The 25460-nt window shown below is 59.9% G+C and carries 26 protein-coding genes and 1 pseudogene; 10 read left to right on the forward strand and 17 right to left on the reverse strand.

Features of this window, described 5'->3' with window-relative positions:
* The first annotated feature begins 8 nt into the window (after positions 1–8).
* Positions 9–503, forward strand: a complete 495-nt coding sequence (locus FHX14_RS24780; protein ID WP_003593807.1) for a hypothetical protein — start codon at positions 9–11, stop codon at positions 501–503.
* A 275-nt stretch (positions 504–778) separates the two neighbouring features.
* On the opposite strand, the gene FHX14_RS24785 is transcribed toward FHX14_RS24780, so the two are convergent.
* Together FHX14_RS24785 and FHX14_RS24790 are read right to left on the reverse strand one after the other, a co-directional pair.
* Positions 779–1351 (reverse strand): chloramphenicol phosphotransferase, encoded by a 573-nt coding sequence (locus FHX14_RS24785; RefSeq protein WP_184379322.1) that lies wholly within the window; start codon positions 1349–1351, stop codon positions 779–781.
* A 73-nt stretch (positions 1352–1424) separates the two neighbouring features.
* On the reverse strand, positions 1425–2234 hold the full coding sequence (locus FHX14_RS24790; RefSeq protein ID WP_348649268.1) for a hypothetical protein: 810 nt from the start codon (positions 2232–2234) through the stop codon (positions 1425–1427).
* Between the two features lie 130 nt (positions 2235–2364).
* Here FHX14_RS24790 and FHX14_RS24795 point away from each other — a divergent pair, with 130 nt between their 5' ends.
* Positions 2365–3240, forward strand: a complete 876-nt coding sequence (locus FHX14_RS24795) for a helix-turn-helix domain-containing GNAT family N-acetyltransferase (RefSeq protein WP_184379324.1) — start codon at positions 2365–2367, stop codon at positions 3238–3240.
* Between the two features lie 51 nt (positions 3241–3291).
* Here the strand turns inward: FHX14_RS24795 and FHX14_RS24800 are convergent, their stop codons facing one another.
* Complete coding sequence (locus FHX14_RS24800; RefSeq protein ID WP_184379326.1) at positions 3292–3495, reverse strand: hypothetical protein; 204 nt, start codon at positions 3493–3495, stop codon at positions 3292–3294.
* A gap of 223 nt (positions 3496–3718) precedes the next feature.
* On the reverse strand, positions 3719–4360 hold the full coding sequence (locus tag FHX14_RS24805) for a dihydrofolate reductase family protein (protein ID WP_184379328.1): 642 nt from the start codon (positions 4358–4360) through the stop codon (positions 3719–3721).
* Positions 4361–4457: 97 nt separating this feature from the next.
* Between FHX14_RS24805 and FHX14_RS24810 the strand changes: the two genes are divergently transcribed.
* Positions 4458–4973: a helix-turn-helix domain-containing protein gene (locus FHX14_RS24810; protein ID WP_184379382.1), complete on the forward strand. Its 516-nt coding sequence runs from the start codon at positions 4458–4460 to the stop codon at positions 4971–4973.
* A 25-nt stretch (positions 4974–4998) separates the two neighbouring features.
* Here FHX14_RS24810 and FHX14_RS24815 read toward each other — a convergent pair whose 3' ends face one another.
* From FHX14_RS24815 to FHX14_RS24825, 3 genes are read right to left on the reverse strand one after another with little or no spacing between them, the layout of a single operon-like run.
* Positions 4999–5847, reverse strand: coding sequence for an ABC-2 family transporter protein (locus tag FHX14_RS24815; RefSeq protein WP_184379330.1), 849 nt, complete (start codon positions 5845–5847; stop codon positions 4999–5001).
* Complete coding sequence (locus FHX14_RS24820) at positions 5805–6605, reverse strand: ABC-2 family transporter protein (RefSeq protein WP_184379332.1); 801 nt, start codon at positions 6603–6605, stop codon at positions 5805–5807. Before FHX14_RS24820 ends, FHX14_RS24815 begins: the two co-directional genes overlap by 43 nt.
* Positions 6602–7603: an ATP-binding cassette domain-containing protein gene (locus tag FHX14_RS24825; RefSeq protein ID WP_184379334.1), complete on the reverse strand. Its 1002-nt coding sequence runs from the start codon at positions 7601–7603 to the stop codon at positions 6602–6604. Before FHX14_RS24825 ends, FHX14_RS24820 begins: the two co-directional genes overlap by 4 nt.
* A 203-nt stretch (positions 7604–7806) precedes the next feature.
* Between FHX14_RS24825 and FHX14_RS24830 the strand changes: the two genes are divergently transcribed.
* Entirely contained in the window at positions 7807–8364 is a 558-nt protein-coding gene (locus tag FHX14_RS24830; RefSeq protein WP_184379336.1) for an NADPH-dependent FMN reductase, read from the forward strand.
* Positions 8365–8630: 266 nt separating this feature from the next.
* Here FHX14_RS24830 and FHX14_RS24835 read toward each other — a convergent pair whose 3' ends face one another.
* Complete coding sequence (locus tag FHX14_RS24835; RefSeq protein ID WP_184379338.1) at positions 8631–9131, reverse strand: BA14K family protein; 501 nt, start codon at positions 9129–9131, stop codon at positions 8631–8633.
* A 199-nt stretch (positions 9132–9330) separates the two neighbouring features.
* On the opposite strand from FHX14_RS24835, the gene FHX14_RS24840 reads away from it, so the two are divergent.
* On the forward strand, positions 9331–10290 hold the full coding sequence (locus FHX14_RS24840; protein WP_184379340.1) for a hypothetical protein: 960 nt from the start codon (positions 9331–9333) through the stop codon (positions 10288–10290).
* A gap of 108 nt (positions 10291–10398) precedes the next feature.
* On the opposite strand, the gene FHX14_RS24845 is transcribed toward FHX14_RS24840, so the two are convergent.
* From FHX14_RS24845 to FHX14_RS24855, 3 genes are all read right to left on the reverse strand, one after another.
* Positions 10399–10608 carry a hypothetical protein gene (locus tag FHX14_RS24845; protein ID WP_184379341.1) on the reverse strand — a complete coding sequence of 70 codons (210 nt, stop codon included), beginning with the start codon at positions 10606–10608 and terminating at the stop codon, positions 10399–10401.
* A 208-nt stretch (positions 10609–10816) separates the two neighbouring features.
* Positions 10817–11008, reverse strand: a complete 192-nt coding sequence (locus tag FHX14_RS24850; protein ID WP_246713449.1) for a hypothetical protein — start codon at positions 11006–11008, stop codon at positions 10817–10819.
* 156 nt (positions 11009–11164) lie between these two features.
* Positions 11165–12001 (reverse strand): alpha/beta hydrolase, encoded by an 837-nt coding sequence (locus FHX14_RS24855; protein ID WP_184379343.1) that lies wholly within the window; start codon positions 11999–12001, stop codon positions 11165–11167.
* Between the two features lie 490 nt (positions 12002–12491).
* Here FHX14_RS24855 and FHX14_RS24860 point away from each other — a divergent pair, with 490 nt between their 5' ends.
* On the forward strand, positions 12492–13451 hold the full coding sequence (locus FHX14_RS24860) for a trypsin-like peptidase domain-containing protein (RefSeq protein WP_184379345.1): 960 nt from the start codon (positions 12492–12494) through the stop codon (positions 13449–13451).
* An 18-nt stretch (positions 13452–13469) separates the two neighbouring features.
* Here the strand turns inward: FHX14_RS24860 and dusA are convergent, their stop codons facing one another.
* The 5 genes and pseudogenes from dusA to FHX14_RS24885 all read right to left on the reverse strand — a co-directional run bounded on the left by dusA (position 13470) and on the right by FHX14_RS24885 (position 18822).
* Positions 13470–14471 (reverse strand): tRNA dihydrouridine(20/20a) synthase DusA, encoded by a 1002-nt coding sequence (gene dusA / locus FHX14_RS24865; protein ID WP_184379347.1) that lies wholly within the window; start codon positions 14469–14471, stop codon positions 13470–13472.
* Between the two features lie 184 nt (positions 14472–14655).
* Positions 14656–14868, reverse strand: coding sequence for a cold-shock protein (locus FHX14_RS24870; protein WP_003540801.1), 213 nt, complete (start codon positions 14866–14868; stop codon positions 14656–14658).
* A gap of 748 nt (positions 14869–15616) precedes the next feature.
* Entirely contained in the window at positions 15617–16084 is a 468-nt protein-coding gene (locus tag FHX14_RS24875) for a DUF3828 domain-containing protein (protein ID WP_088937801.1), read from the reverse strand.
* Between the two features lie 229 nt (positions 16085–16313).
* A pseudogene (locus tag FHX14_RS24880) lies at positions 16314–18042 on the reverse strand (cadherin domain-containing protein).
* A 393-nt stretch (positions 18043–18435) separates the two neighbouring features.
* Positions 18436–18822: a GNAT family N-acetyltransferase gene (locus FHX14_RS24885; protein ID WP_184379349.1), complete on the reverse strand. Its 387-nt coding sequence runs from the start codon at positions 18820–18822 to the stop codon at positions 18436–18438.
* Between the two features lie 258 nt (positions 18823–19080).
* On the opposite strand from FHX14_RS24885, the gene FHX14_RS24890 reads away from it, so the two are divergent.
* From FHX14_RS24890 to FHX14_RS24905, 4 genes are all read left to right on the forward strand, one after another.
* Positions 19081–19803, forward strand: a complete 723-nt coding sequence (locus FHX14_RS24890; RefSeq protein ID WP_184379351.1) for an SOS response-associated peptidase — start codon at positions 19081–19083, stop codon at positions 19801–19803.
* Positions 19804–19922: 119 nt separating this feature from the next.
* Positions 19923–20621, forward strand: a complete 699-nt coding sequence (locus FHX14_RS24895; protein ID WP_184379353.1) for a hypothetical protein — start codon at positions 19923–19925, stop codon at positions 20619–20621.
* A gap of 148 nt (positions 20622–20769) precedes the next feature.
* Positions 20770–21627 carry a hypothetical protein gene (locus FHX14_RS24900; protein WP_184379354.1) on the forward strand — a complete coding sequence of 286 codons (858 nt, stop codon included), beginning with the start codon at positions 20770–20772 and terminating at the stop codon, positions 21625–21627.
* A 32-nt stretch (positions 21628–21659) separates the two neighbouring features.
* Entirely contained in the window at positions 21660–22160 is a 501-nt protein-coding gene (locus tag FHX14_RS24905) for a hypothetical protein (protein ID WP_184379356.1), read from the forward strand.
* Positions 22161–22374: 214 nt separating this feature from the next.
* On the opposite strand, the gene uvrB is transcribed toward FHX14_RS24905, so the two are convergent.
* Positions 22375–25323, reverse strand: coding sequence for an excinuclease ABC subunit UvrB (gene uvrB, locus FHX14_RS24910; RefSeq protein WP_184379358.1), 2949 nt, complete (start codon positions 25321–25323; stop codon positions 22375–22377).
* Positions 25324–25460: the final 137 nt, after the last annotated feature.

Consider the following 25460-nt stretch of genomic DNA (forward strand, 5'->3'; position numbering starts at 1 on the left):
AGTTGTCGATGAGCAAGATTGCCGAAAGAAGGCTGCGAGTTAAGCCGTCGCAACGGCGTCCCCAGCATTCCATTACATTGATACTAGCTATAATGGGGTTTGTGGCCTCTTGTTCAAATGCGGATGAAAGCGCAATCGCAGATAAGTTTGTGGCCAGCGAGCTTCATTTCCTTGGTACTTTCTGCGAGGGTCCTTATTTTGCGGTGCGCGATGGCAATTACATTTCTTTTGACGGCACAGAGTACAAAACGCTTCTTAGAAACATTACGATAACGGCTGCAGGACCGGACCGCCTCTCCATTTCCTCCGAGGTCGGCTCGGGCAACTTTATAGTAACTTACCTGCTCAAGCACGATAGCACCGTCGCGATCATTGAAAGCGTAAGAATGGAGCCGGAACCAACTCCAGAGCAATGGGCCACTGGGAGCGGCATTGAGTTCAGAGACGCTATTGAACGAATGAAGAAAATTGACCCGTTGGTCCTATGCACGGCAACGACATGAGTATCGCAAACGGTTCGTTCGCAACGTTGTGAACGCTAGGGTGCGGGCGCTGATTTGGCGCGAAGCCTTTGGGGAAACCCTGGCAATTATCACAACGCGTGAAGCTAATACGCGAGGCTGACATTGGAATTCCTGACGGCGAAGGAGGCTTTTCCGTCCGCAGCCGCGGCTTCTTCCAGCGTGCATCCGCGGCGGCTCCTGGGGATTTGAAGCAGCGCACGTTCAGGCAAGACAGATTCCTTACCGGCTGGGCGGCTTGGCTGCAAAGACCGACGTTAGAAATTGCCTACGACGTTCAACACATGATTTCGAATGGCGGCAGCACTTTCCTGCGGTGAAGCGAAAGTGACATCCAGGATAAGGGTATTTTGATGCTGAGGATCGAGAACGCAGGCTCGTCGGCTGCGTTCTCTCGAGGTTTCTACATCTATCGATTTTAGATGGACGCGGCGTTCGGGAGTGGAAATCCGGCGTGCCAACTCGTCCTCATCGCAGAGCAACCGGATGGGCACAAGTAAGGCCTGGCGCTGTTGAGCTGCGGCAGCGATTTGCTGAAAGGTGCGCATGCTTCGCGGATCGCCTTCAATCCCGGCATGCGTGAAGATGAAATTGGCCGAGGGCGCGCTATAGGCCACGATCGCATCCAGGACGGCTTGCCGAACTCTGCCGGTATATTCCCATATTCCTTCCGGGAGGGCAGACGTCCCGTCGTCATCCAGCAGGCGCAGTATCGGATTATTGAACCAGTGATTGTCGATAATCTTTGCGGGGAAAAGCGGACTTAATTCTTTGGCGATCGCCAGCTTCCCGACGCCTGGAAAACCGATCAGCAGAATGAAAATATTCATATGAAGCAACCTCCTCGCTCTCGTCGGACCTTTGCTGCTCGATAGGGCTTTTCGCAATCCTTGCAGCTAATGCTTACTCGACCTGGAGGATATGGTCGTCGTGGCGCGCCGCGCGGCATCCTTGGAAGCGGACGTGGCTGCCGGTGATGCCAAGCGCGTTCTTCAGATGCGGCTCGATGAAGATCTTCTGCAGGCCGAAGCGTGCCACGCCTTCGCTGGTCAGCCAGGCGAGGGCAGCCGATGTGCGCTGCTCCTCGATACCATAGGCCGGAAACAACGGCTGCAGCGCGTCGAAATTCCAGCGTGTGGTCAGCCAGTCGTGGCGGCCTTCGCATGGCAGTTCGTCGCCCGGTGCCGGCTCTTCGAAGGCGAAATAGCCGATCGGGGAGCGGGTGGCGCCATTCAGGAAGGCGCCGTCGGCATTCTTGTAATAATAGGCGAAGTCGAGCTTTTTCCCGTCAGTATGCGACAGATGCGGAAGCAGCGGAAAGCCGTTCACAAAGGGGAAATTCGCATCCAGTGCGACGGTGACGGTGCCTGGAAATTCCGCGTCCATATGGGCGGCAAGCGCCTTTGCGAGATCGCGCAGCTCAGGCGTGACGTAATTGCGGTTCAGCAGGCAGTAGATCGGGGAGCGAACCACGAGCCTGTCTGTGGCACCTGATATGCAGGAGAGGGGAACGCGCCTGAACATCGGGGCTGCGAGGTTTGCTGCAAACGACGCACCGGCATAAAAAAGCAGGAAGATGGCGAGCTTCACCAGTAGGCGGCGGATGCCCCAGGCGCGGGACGCGGCGAGGGCAATGAGATAGGCGATGCCGCCGATCTGCGTGAGCAGCGTCAGAATGACAACGATCAGCACGTGAAGAGCAAAACGGAACACGGGGAGAGGCCTTGCGGGACGTTGCCATCCCATAGGCGAGGGGATGGTGATCCGCAAGACGGCTGCAAGCCGCCAGATGGCTGATGGGTTTCGAATTGACGGCGGCAATTATCTGACTTAAGTCAGATATATGGTTTGCGATCCTATCTCTCGCGTCCGTCGCTTCAACCGTGCCGTCACCTCCGAAGTCGGCGCTCTCGACAGCTCGTTCCTCGGACGCGGACGGCCGCTGGGGGCTGCGCGGGTGCTCAATTCGATCGGCCGGGGACAATCGGATGTTGCGGTGATCCGCGATTGTCTGGGCCTCGACTCGGGCTTGATGAGCCGTCTGCTGCGCAGCTTGGAAGAGGAGGGGCTCGTCGAAACGGTGCCGAACCCCGAGGACGCACGTCGCCGCATCGTCAGATTGACCGAAAACGGCCGGTCCGAGTTTCAGGCCTATGAAGCGCTTTCCAATGCGCAGGCGGAAGGATTTCTGGCCCGCCATCGCCGCCCGGAAGAACTTCTGCGCGCCATGGATATGGTTGCTTCCTCGCTGAGGCGCGACCAGATCGCGATCGAGGAGACGGACCCTCGGCACGAGGATGCCCGCTATTGCCTGAGCGAATATTACGGCGAACTTGCACGCCGCTTCGAGAAGGGTTTCGATGTGTCGCTGTCCCGCGATCCCGACGCCGGGGATATGATCCGTCCACGCGGTGCGTTTCTGGTGGCCCTGTCCGATGGCCTGCCGATCGGCTGCGTCGGATTGAAGGGCGATGGCGGCGAGGTCGCGGAGATCAAGAGACTGTGGGTCGCCCCATCCGCGCGTGGCCTGGGGCTCGCAACACGCCTGATGACGACCGTCGAAACCATCGCCGGCGAACTGTCCGTCAAGCTCCTGCGTCTCGATACGAACAGCGCGCTTTCCGAGGCGCAACAGCTCTATCGGGGAAGCGGTTGGGTCGAGATCGACCGTTTCAATGACGACCCATATCCCGACACGTTCTTTGAAAAACGACTTTAAGCGTTCGAAGCAGCGGCGTGGCTGATTTGTGGCGTCGAGGAATGTCGGGGTCTACTGGTAGTCCAGCTGCTTCGACAGCTCGGCTAAAAGCCTGTCGCGGTCAGTGTTCATCTGGACGAGATCAACGGCAATGGTGATGGCGCGGCGCCCTTCGCTGCTGTCGATATCGAGCTTTCTCTCGCAGCACCATCGCCGAACAGCGTCGGTGACGATTGTTATTTCATCGTCGTTGAGTGAGATGAGCGATAGGAGCATCGTCGTGCCATCCGAAAAGCTCAAAAGCGCCTATGGTCTCAAGCGGTCGTGCCGACGCCGCTGTGCCAATGGCGCTTAGTTTACGCGTATTCCCCAACAACTCCACAGCTATTTTGGCACTGTTTGGCGCCGATCCTGTTGCGCGTGCTTCCCATCCTCGCCAGTGCATGCCGCGGGAAGCCTGCGGCATGCACTGGCGGAAAGGATGCCGATCGGTTGCCCGCTATTTTGCCAATACGATATGTGTGGCGTGTTCAGTGGCGACATGCTCGGCGACACGGAAGCCGAGGGCGGGCAGGTCGATGCCGGTGAACATCGCTTCTCCCTTGCCGAGCACGACGGGCGAGATGGCGAAATGCACTTCGTCGATCAGGCCGGCCTGCAGATATTGGCGGACGGTGCTGACCCCGCCGCCGATTTTCACGTCCTTGCCGCCGGCCGCAGCCTTCGCCTTTTCAAGTGCATCTTCGATGCCGCCGCTGATGAAGTGAAAGGTCGTGCCGCCCTCCATGACGAGGGGTTCGCGCGGATAGTGCGTCAGGATAAAGGTTGGCGCGTGATAGGGCGGGTTCGGCCCCCACCAGCCCTTCCAGCTCTCATCCGGCCAATCGCCGCGAATGGGGCCAAACATGTTGCGCCCGAGAATGAAGGCGCCAAAATTCGCCATGCCGCGGGCGGCATAGTCCTCGTCAATCCCCTGCGAACCGTCGTCCTTTCCCTGCATCGCGCGGAAAGTGCGGGTATGGAAAAACCATTGAAACATCTCGGCTCCGCGTTTGCCGAGCGGATCTTGCATGCTTTGTTCCGGACCCGCGCCGAAACCATCTACGGACAGGGAAAACCCTGCGACACGCACCTTCGACATGTTCTCCTCCATCTGATTGCTAATTGAAACCGGTTGCGTTGTCGCATAAGTGCTCCTATATTGCAACCAGTTTTTTCAAGGAGTGCATGTCGTGGATATGGAACTGCGGTCGGGCTGCCCGATCAACCTGACGATGGAGGTGCTGGGCGACAGGTGGAGCCTCATCATCATCCGGGATATCATGTTTGGCAACCGTCGCCATTTCCGCGATCTCCTGACCCATTCCGAGGAGGGAATCGCCTCCAATATTCTGGCAGCCAGGTTGAAGCGCCTGCTCTCGCTCGGGTTCATCAGCAGGCGGGACGATCCGAGCCACAGCCAGAAGGCAATCTATAGCCTCGAGGAGCCGGCCATCCAGCTTGTTCCCGTCTTCGCCATGATCGGCGCCTGGGGACGGCGCCATCTGCCTGTCAGCGAGGAGTTGAGCATCCGCGCGCAGCTTCTCGAAGAAGGCGGGCCGGCGCTCTGGGACGACTTCATGGAGGATCTCCGGGAAATCCATATCGTCGATCCGATCGGCGGAGCCAACGGCACACGCACCTCGGCCGTGCTGGCCAAGCTGACGGCAGCGTTTCTCGAGGTCCGCGCAAAATCGTCGGCGCCGGCATCCTGATATAGAGGGAAGTCACCCGGCCCGATCAGCCGCCGGCACCCTGGTATTTCCCGGTGGCGTAGCGCCAATACGCGCTTGCGATCAGCACCCAGATCGGGCCGGCCGCCAGAGCTGCAGGCGCGGCCCAGTCCCCAAGGATGGGGACGGGTTTGCCGAGCAGGGCGGCGACGGGAACCGAACTGGTGAGGGCTAATGGGACCGCGGTGATGAGGGTGATCTGGATGCTGCCGGGAAATATGTTGAGGGGATAACGCGTCAATTCCCAAAAGCCGAAGAAGATCGAGAACAAGTGATTGGAGCGCACCCAGATCAGTGCCGTGGCGCCGATCATCGTGATCAACGAGGCGGTCAGCAACGCCGCGCTGATGAGCGTGGCAATGAGGAATGACACCGACCAGACCGACCAGCCGAAGTCGACGGATATGACGGCCCAGCCCATCAGCGCCACCGCGAGGATGACGTGACCGGTATAGCTGATATTGAGGCCGGAAAAGATCAGATAGGCCCAGGGACTGAATGGCTTGACCAACAGCGTATCAAAGGTGCCAAGCCTCACCAGTTCTTCCAGGTCGCGCAGTTGCACGAAGCTCATTGCTGCACCGAGAGAATAGGCGAGCAGCTGGAAGCTGAACAACAGCGCCAACTCCGGCCAGGTCCAGCCGCCGAGCGTGTCGAATCGCGCAAGCAGGATGCCGATGGTGGCGAAGACGCTGCCGTAAGAGAGGATCTGTGCAAGACGATCGAGCCAGAAGGCGCCGCGATATTCCATCTGCGAGCGGACATACATGCGCACCAGCAGCGGAATGACGCGGAGGTGATGAAGGAGCACGGTCAGCCTCCCTGCACGGTGATACGGGTGGAGGCTGAGCGCCATAGCCAAAGGACGCCCAAGAGGAACAATCCTGCCCAGCCGAGACCGAGGCCGAGATGAAGCCAGGTGTCGGCAGCCGAAAGCCGGCCGAGATAGACGGCATTGGGATAATAGACCACCCAGGCGAAGGGCAGATGGCGGGCGATCGTCGCCAGCGGTTCGGGAAAGAACCAGAAGGGCACCAGCAGGCCGGAGAACAATTGCAGCAGGGCGCCGAGGATCCAGTCGAGCGAGAAGCTCGTCATCAGCCAGAAGGCGATAAGGCCGAAGAGCGCCGACATCAGGAATAGGAGCGTAAAGGAAAGTGCCCAGAAGGCGTTGAACATCAGGGCATGGAACAGGCTCGCCGGCGGCAGCATGCCATAAAATAACGCGGTGAAGGTGATGGTTGGGATGACCTGCGTCATCAGCCGATAGAAAAAGCTGCCGCATTCGTTGGCGAAGAGATAGAGCGGATAGGATAGCGGCTTCAGCAACCAGACAGCGATATCGCCTGTCTTGAGCGACCGGCCGATCTCGCCGATGATCCTTTCAGGCCGGGTGGCGCCCATCACCGCGCCGCCGAGCAGCGCGTAAGTCACCATCTGCTGCAGCGAGACCCCTTCGACCGCGATTGCACCGACGCCGGCATAGGCGGCTTGCCAGATCGCAACCCGTGCGACGACTTGCACCAGTTTGCCAAAGATGTTGGCCCAGACCTCGTTGCGATAGGCAAGCTGGGAATGGAAGGAACTCCGGGTAAAAGCGAGATAAGCGCTCATGACGCCCGCGCCCTGGCGTTGCGGCCCTGGTAGAAGGTGCGGATGACCTCTTCGATGTCGGGCTCGTGCAAAGCCACATCCTTGAGACCGCGATCGCTTCCCACCTCCGACAGGATCCTGACCAGCGAAACGTCTTCGCGTTCGATCAGATAATTCTTGCGCAGGCCCTCGTCGCTGACGAGCGAAGCCGTGCTGAGCGGCAGCGGTCCTGGATCGCTGGCAAATTCAAGTGTCAGCCGCCGGGCCGAGCCCAAAGCCGCGCGTAGGCTCCTCAATTCGCCGTCGAAGATCAGCCTCGAGTGATCGACCATGATCAGCCGCGGGCAGATGGTCTCGATATCCTGCAGGTCGTGGGTGGTGAGGATGATGGTGACGCCGCGCTCGCGGTTGATCTCGGCAAGAAAGCGCCGCACGGCATCCTTGGCGACCACGTCGAGGCCGATGGTCGGTTCGTCCAGAAAGAGGATTTTCGGATCGTGCAGCAGCGACATGACGATCTCGGCACGCATGCGCTGGCCGAGGCTGAGCTGGCGCACCGCGCGGTCGAGAAAGGGCGTGAGGTCGAGTAGTTCGCTGAAGCGGCGGAGATTATCCGCATAGCGGGCGAGGGGGATGTCGTAGATGCGCTGGTGCAAGGTAAAACTGTCGACCAGCGGCAGGTCCCACCACAGCTGGCTGCGCTGGCCGAAGACGACGCCGATCTCGCGCGCATTGTCCATGCGGCTCAGATGCGGCGTGCGGCCGAGCACCGAGAGCGTGCCGGCGCTCGGCACCAGGATGCCGGTCATCATCTTGATCATCGTGGATTTGCCGGCGCCGTTGGGGCCGAGATACCCCACCGCTTCGCCGGCCGCGACGTCGAAATCGATGTCGGAAACGGCCAGAACTTCGGTATATTCGCTCGTCACCAGCGTCTTCAGGGCGCCCAGAAAACCGGGAAATCTCTTGTGCTGCCGGAAGCGTTTGCTGACGCCCCGTGCCTCGATCAAAGCCGTCATCTCTATTTCCCGCCGATTCGGCAGCTGTGAGGATTGGAACTCAAGCTAACGTCGGGCTCGGCCAGTGCAAGCAAAAGTCGCTTTTGCCTGTCCCTCAATCGCGCAATTCGAGGTGCCGCAGCGCCGCCTGCCGATCCGAAAAGACGCGCGGCGCCACAGCCTTTTGCGTTGACAGCCGCGGTCAATCGATCGCTGTTAGGCTCATGAAGATTCTCGCAATATCCGGCAGCGCTCGGCGCGATTCCACCAATACGGCCATGCTGCGGGCTGTCCGCGCCGTTGCACCAAGTGATATCGAAATTGCGATCTTCGATGGCGTGGGAGCTTTGCCGGTATTCTCGCCCGATCTCGAGGGGGAAGCTCTGCCCGCGGCCGTGCGGGATTTCGTCGCAGCGATCGCCCGGAGCGACGGGGTGATCATCGCCAGCCCGGAATATGTGCGATCCATCCCCGGCGGTCTGAAGAATGCGATCGACTGGCTGGTGTCAGGAGAGCAGATCGTCCACAAGCCCGTCGCGCTGCTGCACGCATCGCATCGGGGCGACGACATGCTGGCGGGCCTGCGCACGATCCTTGCGACCATTACCGATCGGTTCGCAGCGGATATCTTCCTCCGGCTTCGTCTGATGACGCTGGAACCGGCCGAGGTGTTTCGGGCCATCGAGACAGTGGAGAACCGTTTGAGGGTGCAGGCCTATCTTCAGGCATTCTCGGCCTATTGCGAGGCCGCCGGCCAGACGGTCATCGGACCTCCATCATGAGGCCGCTCTCGAACGCCGCTTTTCCGAGTGGGCCCGTAGCCGCGGCACGCCGACGAGGAGCACGAAACCGGTGCCAACGGTGAGGACGGTGGAAACACGCAGCGCGCTGCGATCGTCTGGTCGCGCGGGGCCTGTTCTGCAGCGAGTTTACGCCTATAGCCCGCTTCGAAATTTAGCAGCGAGTTTTCCCGTAGGCTGATTAAAGGCCGGCAACCGAAAAAGCCTCGCACCTTCATGCGAGGCTTTCTGCGTGCGGGTAGACGGGTTTAACGGCACTGGCGGCGCGGGCCGTAGTTTGGCTGGTAGGTGTTGTCGTAGGCGCGGTACGACCGATAGCGAGCGTAACAATATTCGGCGTGCGAGCTGTAGCCGGTGGAACGGTAGGCGCGCGGCTGCGAGGCGATGATGCCGCCGATCAGGGCGCCGGCCGCCAGGCCGCCGATGATGGCGCCGGTACTGTCACGATGGTAGCGGTGACCATAGCGCCGGCCGTAGCGGTCGCCGCGATAGTAGTCTCGGTCCCGATAGTAGCTGCGGTCGCGGTAGTGGTGGCGTTTGCGGTACCAGTCGTCATTGTTATCAAACTGGCCAGGGCAGTTCGTGAAGTTATTGCAGCCGACGGTAATGATCCCGGCCTCGCCACCACCGGGAATTGGCTGCGCGGCCGCCTGCTGCGCCGGGCTCAGCACAAAGACGGGGCCTGCCGATGCCGGCATTCCGGAGAAGGCCGTCGCTATCGACAGGGCAATGATGGCGAATTTGTTCATTTCACTCACCTTGGGTAAACGGATGTATCGAGCGGATAACGCAAGGGAAGGGATTTAGTTTCATTCTGGGAATGGTGGAGGCATTTCTCGCCGAAATATTCGGCAGGAAGTTCAAATTGAAAGCAGATGCTCAATTAGATCTTTATGAGACTGCTGGTTCAATCCCGCTGCAACAGCACTCTAGTGCGGAAGGATTATCATGCGGCTCTCCAGGCTTCTCGGCGTTCTCTGTCTCTCCACGACAGTGGCGCTTTCACCTCTCACCATTCTATCTACCGATCTCTCGCCTGCATTCGCCAAGGGCGGCAACGGAGGCGGCGGCGGTAACGGCGGCGGCGGAGGAGGAGGCAACGGCGGCGGCGGAGGAGGAGGCAACGGCGGCGGCGGGAGCGGCAGCGGCAACAGCGGCGGAAGCCATGGCGGTGGCGGCAGCAACAGCGGCGGCAGCGGAAAGAGCAGCACGCACTCCAGCGGCAAGACCGAGAACGGCCGCAGCGCCAAGGGCGCCGGCAAAGCGGTCCAGACTGGCCAGGCCGGCAGAGCGAAGTCGGCTAAGCAGACCGTCAGCACGAAGGGCCCGGCCAAGAAGACGACCATCGCCTCGGTGCCTGCGGCAAAGCCGGCGAAGAAGCCAGCGGCCGAGCTCGCCGGTCTCAATTCGCTCAAACGCAACTTCCATGCGCTGATGAACACGGCGGATCCGCGCATGTCGGCGATCTCGGCATTCGCTACCGCCTATGCGCAGTACGAACTGGCCAACGGCGTTGCCCCACCGGCCGACGATCCTGCTATTGGCGATGCGGCGCTGGCGGCGGCGCTCAGCTCTGCCACCAAGACCGGCACGGTCAGCCCTGAGGCCCTCAGCTGGGCAAAGGATACGCTGGGCGTCGGTACGGCGGTTGGCACCATTGACCAGATGCGGGAGACCATGGCGGCGCAGGCCCCGGCGGCGGAAACCCCTTCAGGCGGAACCGAGACCGAGACCGAGACTGGCGATGCGGTCGAGGGTGGCGCGACGACAGATCTTGCCGTGACTGGGGAAACGACGGAAGCCGACACGGGCAGCACGGAAGAGGTCTCGGGAACGACCGAAACCACGCCCGCCATCGATCCGACGGAAACCTCGGCGCCGACGAGCACAGAAACCACGGGCCTCTGATCGCGCCGATCATTGGAAAACGTCCGTCCCTATCCCTACGTGACGAGGAAGGTCAGGGGCGCGGAGAAGAAGGGGAGGCCGGGCATCGCCTGACGCGCCCGGTCAGCCTCATCTTCCGCCAGCCAGCAATCGAAGCTGGTTCTCGTCATGCACGCCTTGCCGGTAAAGCTCGATGATAAGGGCGCCGAGACGGGCGGCTTCCTCGCCCGATCTGTCCATATCTAGCTCGCTACACAGTGCTTCATGGACACGCCTGCACACATCGAGATCTTCGGAGGCGAGCGGTTCGTCACGCGTGCTGAACAGCTTGTCTGACATCGCAATCTGCCCTTTTCGATGCCGTGAATCGCTTTCGATGGAAAAAAGATAATTTCGCGATCTTTGCTCTGCAAGATGGGCGAACGTCCGATGTTCAAAAACAATTCGTGGCGCGCGCGTACACGCCAGGAAAGATGGGGCGAGGGCGGTGCGGCTGGGAATGAGACCGATGGGGCGTCGGCCTGACAGGTGGCGCGAGTGAGGAGGTCTACCCGGTTGGCGTATCCTTGTCGTTTTGCTTCGACAGGCGCAGTTCTTTCAGCCGCTTGGTTTTTTCCCGGCGGGCCCGCTGTTCAGCCTCGATGGTTTCCTTGGCGGCTCGCTCGGTGTTTTCGAAACGATCCTGCCGGTAAGCCTTTGATGAGGGTTCACGTTCTTTGGTCATGGCCGCTAAACGCAAATCGGCGAAAACGGTTTCATGAGAAAATGCGTCACCGGCTATCAGTCGATCAGCCTATCCCGACAGCGGCCGTTTGTTACAGCCGGCAGATGATAATTTCGCCGCGCGGGTATGCCGGCTGCCGGGCGCCTGATCGGCGCCCGGCAGATTGATCAATCAGCCCTTGATGAAGGCGAGGATGTCGGGATTGATGATGTCGGCATGGGTGGTGCACATGCCGTGCGGAAATTTCTCGTAGACCTTCAGCGTGGCGTTTTGCAGCAGCTTCGACGAGAGCAAAGCGGAGTCGGCGATCGGCACGATCTGATCATCGTCGCCGTGCATGACGAAGGTCGGCACGGTGATGATCTTCAAGTCTTCGGTGAAATCGGTTTCCGAAAAGGCCTTGATGCCGTCGTAGTGCGCCTTGGCGCCGCCGATCATGCCCTGGCGCCACCAATTGTTGATGACCGGTTCCGACACCTTCGCGCCCGGCCGGTTGAAGCTGTAGAACGGGCCGGCCGGCAGGTCACGGTAGAACTGCGCGCGATTGGCGGCGAGCTGCCGGCGCAGGTCATCGAACACCTCGATCGGCAGGCCGCCGGGATTGGCATCGGTTTTCACCATGATCGGCGGCACGGCGCCGATAATGACGAGCTTGGCGACGCGGCCCTGGGGCTGGCCATGACGGGCGACGTAGTGGGTCGCTTCGCCGCCACCGGTGGAGTGGCCGACATGGACGGTGTTCCTGAGATCGAGATGCTCGACGACGGCTGCGGCATCGGCGGCGTAATGATCCATGTCGTGACCTTCGCCGACCTGGGTCGAGCGGCCGTGGCCGCGCCGGTCATGGGCGACGACCCGGTAGCCCTTCTCGAGAAAGTAAAGCATCTGGGCGTCCCAGTCGTCGGAGCAGAGCGGCCAGCCGTGATGGAACATGATCGGCTGAGCGGCCTTCGGCCCCCAATCCTTGTAGAAGATCTCGACGCCGTCCTTGGTGGTGACTTTGCTCATCTCATGGCTTCCTTGGTTGGTGGGGTTGATGCGGTCGGAAATTTGCGCCGTTGCCGGCAGAATTGGCAAGACGACGAGCGCTGCCGCGCCGAGGCTTAGGCAAGAAGGTTGAGCCGAAGGCAACGCCGGCTCGATGTTGTTATTGAAGGCCTGTTTCTATTCTATTGATATGACCGCAGTTTGTATGGTCCGATGCATTGTCGCCGTAACAGGCTGGTCATAGCGTATCGAGGGCAGCGGATTGCACGGGCGAACATCTGCAGTGAGCCAGTTTTTTGCCGTTCGTTCAAGATATCTGTCCGGGTAGTTCGATATAGCTGTCCGCCTAGTTATGCTCGCGTGCAGCCGCAATTGCGGGAGCTACCCTCGCTCACTTGAACCGCGTTCGAGGCCCAACCATCTAATCCTCAACAACAGTATGATGGCGATCCGTTGCAACCAAGGCCGCTTGGGCCGCGGACGACGGCTACTCCCGCCTGAGGATCAAATCATGGGTTACATGGACAAGGCGATAGCGCCTCAAAATGATGGGGTGCTGATCGATGCCTATTCACAATCGATCGCAGCAGCTGTCGATATGGTCGGGCCGGCCGTCAGCCGGATTGAGAGGGTCGGTGGCCGGCAAGGGCATGGTTCGGGCTTCGCCGTCTCGCCAGACGGCCTGATCATTACCAACAGCCATGTCGTCGACGACGCCAAAGCCGTTCGCATTACCACGCCTGACGGCTTCGTTACGGAGGGCCGGGTGTTGGGGCGCGATGTCGATACCGATATCGCCCTCATCCGCGCCAATACAAGCACCGGCGCCTGGGCGAGGCTCGGAGATTCCCAGCGCTTGCGCCGAGGCCATATCGCCATCGCAATCGGAAACCCGCTCGGTTTCGAATGGACGGTTACTGCCGGCATCGTCTCGGCGCTCGGCCGGTCGATGCGGGCAGCCAGCGGCCGCCTGATGGAGGATGTCATCCAGACAGATGCGGCACTCAATCCCGGCAACTCAGGTGGACCGCTGGTGTCTTCCAGCGGCGAGGTCATCGGCGTCAATACCGCCGTCATCCAGGGCGCGCAGAGCATCGCTTTTGCCGTAGCGTCGAATACCGCCAATTTCGTCGTTTCGGAAATACTCCGCTACGGCGAGGTCAGGCGCGCCTTCATCGGTATCGCGGGCGATACGATCGTGCTGCCGCGCCGGGTGGCGCTTGCGGCGGGGACGGTGCAGACGACCTCCGTTCGCATCCGACGCGTCGAGCCCGACGGGCCGGCGGCAAAGGGAGGGCTGCAGGAGGGCGATTACATCCTCGCCATCGACGGCAGTCCGGTCGGCGGTGTCGACGATATCGTCAGGCTGATGGACGGCAGCAGGATCGACAGGGATACGGAGATACTGGTGTTCTCGGTGGCGGGTCGGATCGAAAAGAAGACCTTGCTGCCGATGGCGCGGACGTCCTGACAAAGACGTCACGTCCCGTCAGGCGCTGACCGCCTGCTGCTCCGTCCCCGAAAAATCCACAGCCGCAAAGGCTGCCGCCAATACTTCCGGCCCGGCACCGCTTTTGGCCGCGTCGGTCGACAGGATCTGGCGGTAGCGCCTGGCGCCGGGCAGGCCGGTGAACAGGCCGACCATGTGGCGGGCCACGTGCTGCAGCCGTCCGCCACTGGCGATATGGCGTTCGGCATAGGCCATCATCCGGTCGCGCAGGCCTTCCCAGTCCGGCTCTCCCGCCGGAGCGCCGAAGAAGCGCTGGTCGACTTCGGCAAGGATCGCCGCATTCTGATAGGCGGCGCGGCCGAGCATGACGCCGTCGACATGGGCGAGATGGACGGCGGCTTCATCAAGCGTGCGGATGCCGCCGTTGATGCCGATGAAGACATCGGGCCAGCGCTGTTTCATCCGGTAGACGATCTCATAGTCGAGCGGCGGGATCTCGCGGTTCTCCTTGGGGCTCAGGCCTTTCAGCCAGGCTTTGCGGGCATGGATCCAGATCGCGTCGGCGCCGGCATCGAGAATTCGGGTAATCAGTTCCGGCAGGGCCTGTTCCGGTTCCTGCTCATCGACACCGATGCGGCATTTCACCGTCACCGGCACGATTGCGACCCTCTTCATCGCCGCGATGCATTCGGCCACCGTTTCCGGCGTCAGCATCAGGCAGGCGCCGAAGGTGCCCGATTGCACCCGGTCGGAGGGGCAGCCGACATTCAGGTTGATTTCGTCATAACCGTAGGGTTCCGATATCTTCACCGCCTCGGCAAGCTTGGACGGGTCCGACCCGCCGAGCTGCAGCGCCAGCGGATGTTCCGCGGCGTCATGGCCGAGCAGCCGCTCGCGCGGGCCGTGAATGATCGCATCGGCCACCACCATCTCGGTATAGAGCAGCGCCTGCCGGCTGATCTGGCGATGGAAATAACGGCAATGCCGATCCGTCCAGTCGATCATCGGGGCGACCGCGAAAATCGGGTTCTTCTGCGTCATCGACGTTCCATAATTCGTTGTTCTCTGGGTGCCGCATGGGCGCCGCACCGCCATGGGGCGGGATCATCTCTTCAGCGCGCATATAACATCTGGCGGTGCGATCGACAAATGACGTTCTCGCCGCAAAACAGAAACGGCGCCCCTTGCGGAGCGCCGTTCATGCCGCCAAAGCGGAAAGTCTGACTTACGAAGCCGAGATGTTGACGGCCTTCGGGCCCTTGCCCATGCGGTCCGGCTCGGTGTCGAAGGTAACCTGCTGGCCTTCGCGCAGCGACTGGATGCCAGAAGCCTGCAGCGCAGAGATATGGACGAAAACGTCCTTTGCGCCGCCGTCCGGCGTGATGAAACCAAAACCCTTGTCCTGGTTGAAGAATTTTACGGTGCCCTTGGTGGCCATTGGGATCGTCCTTTTCCCTTAGTCTGTGTAGTATCCGCGCCCCCGAGAGGAAGCGGACGGCTTTAGCTTTCGCCCCGATCGATTGGGACGAAGGGTCAGTCGGAGAAGTCACGTACGGGGAAAGAACGTCTACGTAGGCGGGTAGTCCCGCGCCGCCTTCCAAACGGAAGGGATTACCACATCAGTCCAGTCACCGGCATGCAAATGCCCGAGTAGGTGAATTGGTGCCAGCTTTTCGGGCAAAAAGCAAGCGGGATTATTTTGGCATGCCCGCATCGAAGTCGGGAAATGTCTAAGATTCAGATACTTGACGGAGAGTTAGCGGTTCCTTGCACGGCTGTGCCATAGCGGGATTCCGTGCCGAAACGGAACGAGCGGGTAGATTCGATAGCCGGGCATGGATTTTGTCGTCGGGCGGCGCTTGCTGCTTCGGTACACCAATCAGCCCTCATGGTGAGGAGGTCCGCAGGTTCGTCTCGAACCACGAGGGTGGATGGCCGGGGGGCTGGCGTCGGTGGTGGGGGCAGCCCTGGGAGGTCCAGTGCCCCTGGCGCCGCCCTCGCTCCGCCCTCATCTTGAGGTGCGGAAGCCAAAGGCTGAAGCCTCGAAAGACGGGGGCGGCCACCGGTGCCATCACCTCGATTCTGGATGCGGTGCATCAGAGGTTTCCACGCCCGCCCTCGTGGTTCGAGACGGCCCTTCGAGCCTCCTCACCATGAGGGCTGATCTTGGGGCCATTGACAATCGCCTACTGCGCATCACCCAGCAACGCGCTCAGGCTCCACGGATTATCCCCTTTCTGATTGGCGATATCGTCGACCTTCCAGCCGCCGTGTTGCCGCACCAGCGTGTAGAAGAGCGTCACCTCTTCGCCGTTTTCGAACTGCACCTCCACCTCGGCCTTGTCATCCAGCAGGATGGGCTGGCCGATCCGGACGTCGCTCGCCGTGCCATCCTGGCCCGCGATGACGGGATCGAAGTCGATCGCGCCGACATCGCCCTCGGGCGTGTTGTCGAGGTCGGCCTGCAGGAGTTCGTTCAGATGGTCGGAGAAGAAGATCGAGTAAGGCGAGGGCGCCTCGGCGTCGCTGTTGTCGGTGTTGTAACTGTAGAGAGCCTTGAGCAGCGCCTTCGGTGTCTTGTAAGTCTCGGCCGATGCGGGCAGGGCTGCGAGCGCTGAGACGGCAAGGGCCAGGATGAATGTGGGCAGGCGCATGCGGGCTCTCCTCGGATGAGCGGAAATCATAACCGAAACGGGCGTTGAGGTGGAGCTGCATTTTGGAAAGGGATTGTCCGGCATGGCCGCTGGCCTTGCCGGTCTCCGGCTGGTGTCTGCGGGCGATCACCAGGAAAGTTCGGCCGCTTGGGCAGCCAGGCGGGGAGTCCGGCCTTTTTGTCGAGATCGCCGGTGACGCATCTTGCGTCCACCGGCGATCATATCGCGATTAAATCAACGCTTCATGCGACAGGCTCGTAAACGACGGTTCGAAGACGTCCTTTACGGTGATCGTGAAATCGTGGCTGGTGGCATTTCCAGCCGCATCATAGGCTTCGGCGGTGAAGGTCAGGCTGTGGTTGCTTTCGAAGTCGATCGCGGCCTTCGTCTGAATCTTGTTGCCGACGAGCTTGAAGATGCCGCCCGCGTCGTCGGTCAACCGCCACTTCACCGCGCCGCCTTCCGGATCGACGGCCGAGAGAAGGCCGACCGAGGTGCCGATCGCGACATTCTCGGAGATCGAGCTGCGCGAGAAAGACAGCTTGATCGGCGCCTGGTTGACCGGCGCTTCGTTGACGTCGAGGACGTTGATCGTGATGTCCTTTTCGACCGTGACCTTGCCGTCGGAGACAGCAACCTTGATTGTGTGCGACTTGGCCGTCTCGTAGTCGAAGGTCTTGGAGGTGACGATGCGGTTGCCGTTGATCCGGAAGTGATCGCCGGCGCCGTCGAGCAGCTTGTAGGTGAGGACGTCGCCGTCAGCGTCCTTGGCGCTGAGCAGGCCTACCGTGGTCCAGATCGGCGTGTCCTCGGAGAGAGAGGTTTTCGAGAGCTGGACGTTGGTCGGCGCGGCGTTGCTGCCGTCGAGTGTGAATTTTTCCGTGGTGAAATTGTAGATACCATCAGCAAAGCGCGCGAATTCTATGTCATGCAGCGTGTCCGTCCCTTCCACGGCGCTCGTCAGGATGTGATCGCCATTGCTCAATGCCATGGAATAGTTGGTAAAATTGCCTGCGAAGACAGCCGTGTCGATGCCGGCGCCGCCATTGATGGCATCATTGCCACCCCCGCCGGTCAATTTGTCATCGCCGGCCTTGCCGTTGATGGCATCGTTGCCGCCACTGCCGTCGAAAATGTCGTTGCCGTCGGTGCCCGTAAACTCGTCCCTGCCGCCGCCGGTCTTGACGTCAACGCCGGAGACATAGCCGGTAATGAAAGCCCCGCGATCTCCCAGTTCGTCGGAAAGATCGACGTGGGCGCTGTCTGTTAATGCCAATGAGGCGCTATAATTGTTGGCGGGATTGTTCGCGTAGGCGATCTTATCGAAGCTTTCGAACTGCGCGCTCGAACCGGAAACCAAATATCCCGCCGTTTCAAGGATTTCGATGTTCTTGATCGTCAGGCCTCTTAGCTCAGGGGCTTGCAGACTATCGATCCCCGCGCCGCCATCGATTGTTCCGGAAAACTGCGACGTGAATACACGCACGGCGATGGCATCGTCGCCGTCGCCTGCGTCGATGTCGAAAAGTTCCGGGCCAAAGCCGCCAATATCACCATCGGAGATCGTGTCGTTGCCCATGCCGCCTCTGATGACGTCATTTCCGGCGTCACCTGAGAGCAGGTCATTACCATCGCCGCCGTTCAGCGTGTCATTGTCAGCCCCGCCATATAAGCTGATCGTTTCCGGCGCCGCCGTTCAGCGTGTCTGCGCCGTCGCCGGCTATGATGGTGTCGTTGCCTGCGCCCGTCGTGATCGCATTGTCTGCGCTTGAACCTCTCACGTTTGCGGAGACCGAGCCCAACTCGTCGGCCAGATCCGCCACGCCGGAATCCGAGACGACCAGAGCGACAGGCGAGGAAGGGTTGGCGGCGGATTGGCGAATAACATCGTAGGCTTCGAATTCAGTGCCTGTCTTGGTAATTGTGGCGCCGTTTGTATCCAGAATATTCAAGGCCATATTTTAATCTTCCCGAAAGATGCGTTTTACTCTGAAAAATGAGAAATCCCCGAAATAGTTGTTTATCGGCTCGGCCGAGGACAACCCCACGGGGATCTATGCCGACTATTAATGATATTTTCAATGAAAAATTGTGATTTTTTCTTGGCCTTTTAACGAAAAGATAAGGCTGAAATACTGGAGAACTACTTTGAATTTGCAAACTAAAAGGCGTATTTTAGTCTTTTAATTTATACCCTTCCTATTCGGACATAAGCTCGCGGTATAAGCGTGAAAAACTGTATTCGTTTGGCGCGCTTTGGCGTTGCGCGTCGGCGCCTGACCGTCGGCGTCGCTATTCCGCCTGATGACGGGCTTGGCGCCTGCCGTTTGAGGGCGGCCTGTTGAGACCTCTCATGCGAGCTTGATGAGGCCCGCTTCGGTGGGGGTAAATCCGCAGGCGCGGTAGAAGCCGGTCAGGTGCGGTTCGAAATCGACATGCAGCCACTCAGCGCCGCGCTCGCGCGCAACCCTCGTCGCTTCCCTGACCAACCGCGTCGCAATTCCCTGCCGGCGCATGTCGGGATGAACTGAGGTGTCGAGAATGAAGGCATGAATGCCGCCATCCCAGGCGACGTTGACGAAGCCGACGAGTGTGTCGTCGTGATAGGAGCCGATATGGGCGAGGCTGCGGGGCAGGATGCGGGAGAAATCCGGTGCTTTGGGCGTGCTCCAGGTTGCCGACCAGAGGGCGTTGAGTTCGGCGGGCGAGGGGAAGGGGTCGATGCGGAGTTCGGGCATGGATGGTTTCCGATTCGTTTGTCGCGCCGCTTGCCAGACGTGTTTTTTCCGCCAATTCCGCTTGCTTCGCAATAGACCGATTGCTGGGGCAGGCCTCCTCTCAGCCTCTAGGTCGGGGCGCCCACTTCTCATCCTTCATTTCTGTGTCCTCATGGCCGCGAAGGGGCATTCCTGAACGGCCACAACTGACGCTTCGTTGACGACGTCCCCGCCGAGAACATAATCGGAACATCTAATATTCCATCGACAGGAAGCACAATGTGCGGACGCATCTTCGTAAAAACTTCGCTTGAGGAATTGATCGGCAATTTCGCCTTTGCAGTGAAGGGCGGGGATATCGACGGGCTGGGAAATCGCTTTCCCCGCTGGAACGGGGCGCCGTCGCAAGATTATCCTATAATCATCAGGGATATCGTGCGTGAACCCGATACGTCAGGCCCCATATTCGTCACCGCGCGCTGGGGTCTGATGCCTTCCTGGGCGAAATCCGGCGGCAGGCCGCCGCCGGTCAACGTCCGCTGCGAGGGGATCAGCTCCAACGGCATGTTCCGCTCTGCCTACCGGTCGCGTCGCTGCCTCGTTCCGATCAATGGCTTCTTCGAATGGAAGGACATTCACGGGACCGGCAAGAACAAGCAGCCCTATGCCATCGCGATGCAGGACGGCTCGCCTTTTGCGCTCGCCGGCATCTGGGAGACGTGGACGGATGAGAAGGGCGTGTCCATCCGCAACTTTGCCGTCGTCACTTGTGAGCCGAACGAGATGATGGCGGAGATTCATGACCGCATGCCCGTCATCCTGCATCGCGAGGATTACGAGAGATGGCTGTCGCCTGAGCCGGACCCGAACGATCTCTTGAAACCCTTCCCGGCGGAGCTGATGACGATGTGGAAGATCGGCCGGGATGTCGGCTCTCCGAAGAACGACAGGCCGGAGATCATCGAAGAGGTCGAGGACGATCCGGAACCGAAGCTGATCTAGCGCAATTCCGGCCGGGGCGGTGCGGCCTTGCGTCCGGAATCCTCTGCCATTCACCGGCTCGGGCGGGAGCCATTCACGAAACCATGCGGCAACATATCCTCACGAGGAGAGGACAACGCATGCAAGACGATACTGGAACGCTCCTGAGGTCGTTCCTTAACAATGCCCTTCGCAAGCAGCCGCAGCGTCGCATCCGGGATTTCGGCGGCTATGATATCGGCAAGCGCCGCAACCTCCGTGTCATCGAACCGATCGCGCGGGATACGGCGGAATTTCTCTGCACTTATCTCTGCATCAGCCTGCGCGGCGAACCGGCGAGCAAGGAGGGCGTGGCCTCTGCCGTTGCGGCTGCCTTGCGGAACGTTTCTGACGAGCTTGCCTACAGGCTGACTCGCCACAGCGACGAGGCATGGCGGAGCCTCTGCAACTCCGTGGCGGAGTTTCTGGAAGCCTGCCTCCAGTTCGACCGGAGACCCTATGACGGCTCGCTGACGGCGAAATCGGATCACAACGGCTGGAAGAGCTGGGAGATGATCGCCAGCGGCGAGAGGCCGAAGGGCAGATGGCGGCATGCCTGGAAGGAAAAACCCGGCGACGATTTCATCGGCTTCTACGGCGATGCCTGCATAGGGCGGATCTTCAAGATCGAACTGACGGGATATGAGGAGCGCTGGTATTGGCTCGTCACAGCCGACGGTAGCCCCAGGCGCGGCTGGCCGGCGGTGGGGTACGAGGCGAGCGCGCGGAGCGCGGCCTGTCGGGTGGAGCGGATTTATCTTGCGTTGGTGAAGGGTGTGGGGAGGATTGGTGGTGGGTGAGGGGAGGTCAGTTGCCCGTAGACCGGCAGCTGCCAAGAGTTGCACAAGAGAAATAGATGTCAATAAGCATAATAGTGATGCCCGGTTTGGTTGCAATAATCGATTTCATGTCTCTAACTGTCTAGGCGCTAGTCTCAGGGAGGGACAATTGAGATCATCACGTATCAATCGCAAGGTTTCCGTGTATTCAATTCATGTTCAGGGCCGGCAATTCGACGGAGATTACGGGCGTGTTTTTCGCGAGTTGGCGGACATGGACAAGCCCTTAAGGATCGCAAAGATAGCCAATTTGACGATAGCAGTGTCTGACGTTACCTCGATTGAGGATGAGCATTTTTTGACGTTCGTTGAAGGCGAGGAAGGGCTGAAACCACTAATTTTGGACTTGGATACGGGAGACACGCGAGTCGATGAACTGGAAGAACATGAGATGCTTGGCTCAGCAGCTCATGCCCTGGTGAACCCGGAGAAGCGACGCATATTGGTGGAGTATGTAAAGTCGGGCACCAAGGCGGAACTTATGGCGAGAACTATCGAACTGCTTCTTGCTAAAATTTACGGAGAGGACCTTCGTGTCGATTTCTCTCCCGTTGTGAAGGAGGATTTTGTAAAGGAAATCAATAGTTTTACTCGAATCAGGATGGCCTCGCTCACACTGATAAAGCCTAACGCGGGTTGGGACGATCACTACACAAAGATATCCCAATTGCTCCAAGAATCGGGAGGAGAAAAGGCAGATCTTTCAGTTCGTGCGGCGAGGGGGGAAACGTTAAGTAAGGACAGCGGGATCGTCGAAGTCATCAAGGATGTCGCAAATGACGCGCAACCGTATTTAAGTGATGCGGAGATAATCGGAATAAAAGAAGGTGAAGAAACTGAAACTGTGGTGCCTTTGAACAAGCATGTTCTCCATCGGAATATCAATGTTCCCCGCAATCAAGACGGAGCAATTAATGTTCTCTGGCTCCGTAACAAGATGAAAGAAATAATGGGTATTTTGCTTTGATAGACTCCCTGTGGTCCTACTTAAGAAAAGAAGTGGCGCCTAGATATCATAGGATATTATTCACTTCGCATCCATGGATTGCGGGAGTTGTTTCTCTGGCAATTGCCGATGGATACGTTCCTGTATCCGTTGATCTGAAATACTTCGATATTGGTGGACCATTGTTAACTTACGACACCGTCGTTATTGGGTTTTGTGTAACTGCAATGGCGATTTGCTTTTCGTTCTCGAAACGATTTTCTTCAATACTCTGTAAAGTTAGAGACGGGGATAGCGGATATTCCGCATATGAAGACCTTATATTTGTGTTTTCATGGACTTCATTCATTCATATGGTTTCATCTTTTATAATGGTTTCTTACTATTTTTTGTATGGTAATTTTGTTCTCTCTCAGGTGATCGCCGCTGGTTTTAGTCTTGCTATTTTTGTTATACTGTTTTTTCAGCTGTATTCTGCGCTCCAGTTTTTTGTTACTATTGTAACTGTACATCAAGTTGCAAGACTTTATGCCAAATTTGCCTCGCAAGAATAGTTGGGAAGTGTAAGCGGTTGTGTGAAGGGCAATCGCAATGCTAGCGATTGACCGCGCTGCCTGCTCGGGTTGAGCGCAAGGAACCACATTGCCTGTCCCGTCGGAGATTGGAGGGCAGTCGGACACGGCGCATTGTAGTGTCAGACGTACTTGCCTCTCGGCTGAACGCGGCGGTTCATTGCGCGTTTGTATGCAGCAAAAAAGGGTCGCGTCTCTACCGCCCCGGCCGCCCAGTCTTCCCCTTCGTCCGGCCTTTGCGCTTCTGCTCGCCCGGCTCCTCATAGCTCCCGGCGCCAACCCGCCCGCGCACAACCGGCCGCACGTCGTCGTCGCGTTCCGGCTGTCCCTCAAGCAAAGGCGAAAACCGCTTGGTGCCCTTCGCGGCATCGGGCTTTTCCGGCAGCTGTCCAGTGACTGGCTTTTCCGTTCGGCCGACGGTCATTTCGTCGAGGTCGTTTTTGCGGAACAGGCTCTTCTTGGCGGGTTCGGCGATGTCGCGGCCCATGTCGTCGAGGGCGGGTTTGCGGAAGAGGGGGGTGGCGGTGTCGGTGCCTGGGCCCATGTCGTCGAGAGAGGGCCTTGAGAAGTAGGAGGGTGTGGCCCCCTCATCCGCCCTGCGGGCACCTTCTCCCCGCTGGGGAGAAGGGGACTTGCTGCGGGCTTTTCCTTCCATCGCCTTCGACTCTTCGCGGGCCATCGGATCGTCCATGACCGCCAGTTCCGCCGCCTTGAGGCGTTTGATTTCGTCGCGGAGGCGGGCGGCTTTTTCGAAGTCGAGGTCGGCGGCGGCGTCGCGCATGCTTTTTTCGAGCGCGTTGAGATGGGTCTGGAGGTTGTTGCCGACGAGGTTGCCGCCATCGGCGAAGCCCTTGCCTGACACGCCCGAGATATCGGCGCGGACGTGGTCGCGTTCGTAGACGCTGTCGAGGATGTCGGAGATCCTGGCCTTGACCGATTCAGGGGTGATGCCGTGTTCCTGATTGTAGATCATCTGCTTTTCGCGGCGGCGGCCGGTTTCCTCCATCGCCCGCTTCATCGAGCCGGTGACCTGGTCGGCATAGAGAATGACCTTGCCGTCGACGTTGCGCGCGGCGCGGCCGATCGTCTGGATCAGCGAGGTCTCCGAGCGCAGGAAGCCTTCCTTGTCGGCGTCGAGGATGGCGACGAAGCCGCATTCGGGAATGTCGAGACCCTCGCGCAGCAGGTTGATGCCGACGAGCACGTCGAAAGCACCCAGACGAAGATCGCGGAGGATCTCGATACGTTCAAGCGTGTCGATGTCGGAGTGCATGTAGCGGACGCGCACGCCCTGCTCATGCAGATATTCGGTCAGGTCTTCGGCCATGCGCTTGGTCAGCACGGTGCAGAGGGTGCGATAGCCCTTGGCGGCGGTTTCGCGGATCTCGCCGAGTACGTCGTCGACCTGGGTGCGGGCCGAGCGGACCTCGACCGGCGGGTCGATCAGGCCGGTGGGCCGGATCACCTGTTCGGCGAAGACGCCGCCTGATTGTTCCATCTCCCAGCCGCCTGGGGTGGCCGAAACGGCGATGGTGTCGGGGCGCATGGCGTCCCATTCCTCGAAGCGCAACGGCCGATTGTCCATGCAGGAGGGCAGGCGGAAGCCGTATTCGGCCAGCGTCGCCTTGCGGCGGAAGTCGCCCCGGTACATGCCGCCGATCTGCGGCACGGTGACATGGCTTTCGTCGATGAAGACGAGGGCGTTGTCGGGGATATATTCAAACAAAGTCGGCGGGGGGTCGCCGGGGTCGCGGCCGGTGAGATAACGCGAATAGTTCTCGATGCCCTGGCAGGAGCCGGTGGCTTCCAGCATTTCGATATCGTAGCGCGTGCGCTGCTCCAGGCGCTGGGCCTCCAGCAGGCGGCCGGCCTTCTCCAGCTCGGCGAGGCGCAGCCGCAGCTCCTCCTTGATCGACTTGATGGCGCCGTTCAGCGTCGGGCGCGGGGTGACATAGTGCGAGTTGGCGTAGATCTTCACCGATTTGAGGTCGCCGACCTTCTGGCCGGTGAGCGGATCGAACTCGGTGATGGCGTCGATCTCGTCGCCGAACATCGAGATGCGCCAGGCGGCATCCTCAAGGTGGGCGGGGAAGAGCTCGATCGTGTCGCCGCGCACGCGGAAGGAGCCACGGGTGAAATCCATGTCGCGGCGCTTATATTGCTGGGCGACAAGGTCGGCCAGCAACTGGCGCTGGTCGAGCCGGTCGCCGACCGACATCTGGAAGGTCATCGCCGTATAGGTTTCGACCGAGCCGATACCGTAGATGCAGGAGACCGAGGCGACGATGATGCAGTCGTCACGTTCGAGCAGCGAGCGCGTCGCCGAGTGGCGCATGCGGTCGATCTGCTCGTTGATCGAGCTTTCCTTCTCGATATAGGTGTCGGAGCGCGGCACATAGGCTTCCGGCTGGTAATAATCGTAGTAGGAAACGAAATATTCCACCGCATTGTCGGGGAAGAAATTCTTGAATTCCGAATAGAGCTGGGCGGCCAGCGTCTTGTTCGGCGCCAGGATGACGGCCGGGCGCTGCGTCGCCTCGATCACCTTGGCCATTGTGAAGGTCTTGCCGGAGCCGGTGACGCCGAGCAGCACCTGGCTGCGGTCGCCATTCTCCAGCCCCTCGACGAGATCGCGGATGGCCGTGGGCTGGTCGCCGGCGGGCTCGTAATCCGATTTCATCAGGATGCGGATGCCGCCTTCGGACTTGTCGGGCCGGGCCGGGCGGTGCGGCGTCCAGATCTTGCCGTTCTTGTGCAGCGGGTTGCCGCTCTCGATCAACGCCGACAGCGCCTCGACTGTGGCGGTGACGGCGGTGCCGGCCTGCAGCGACGAGGCCTCCTCCAGCGTCGTATCCATGCCGGAAACGGGATTGAGGCCGGCCGCCGCGCGCGTCTTCGGGTCGGTGGAGCCGCCCATCGAAGTACCACGCGCCGATTTCGAGGCCGCAATTTCGACTTTCTTGCGGTGCTTGCCGGCCTTGGAGGCGATCTGGCGCTGGGTCTCGACGCCCGACGCTTCGGCATCGGCCTCCAGCTGCTTCACCCAGTCGGCCACGGAGCCGGACAGGGGAGCGCCCTCGAAGGACGACTGCGGGGCTTCCTCGAAGCCATTCGGGGCGGGGGATTTCTTCGGAGATTTGGCCATGGCGGGAATATGGAGAGAGTCAGCGCGAAAGGGAAGAGGGAAAGAGTACAAAAGGGAAACGAACTGTTTGTTCGAAAGATCGAATAGTTCTCGCGTGGACGCAGCTGAGGATCAAATAAAAGTCTGTGGTTGAAGAC

It is taken from the genome of Rhizobium sp. BK619, assembly GCF_014195245.1.
Taxonomy (GTDB): Bacteria; Pseudomonadota; Alphaproteobacteria; order Rhizobiales; family Rhizobiaceae; genus Rhizobium; species Rhizobium acidisoli.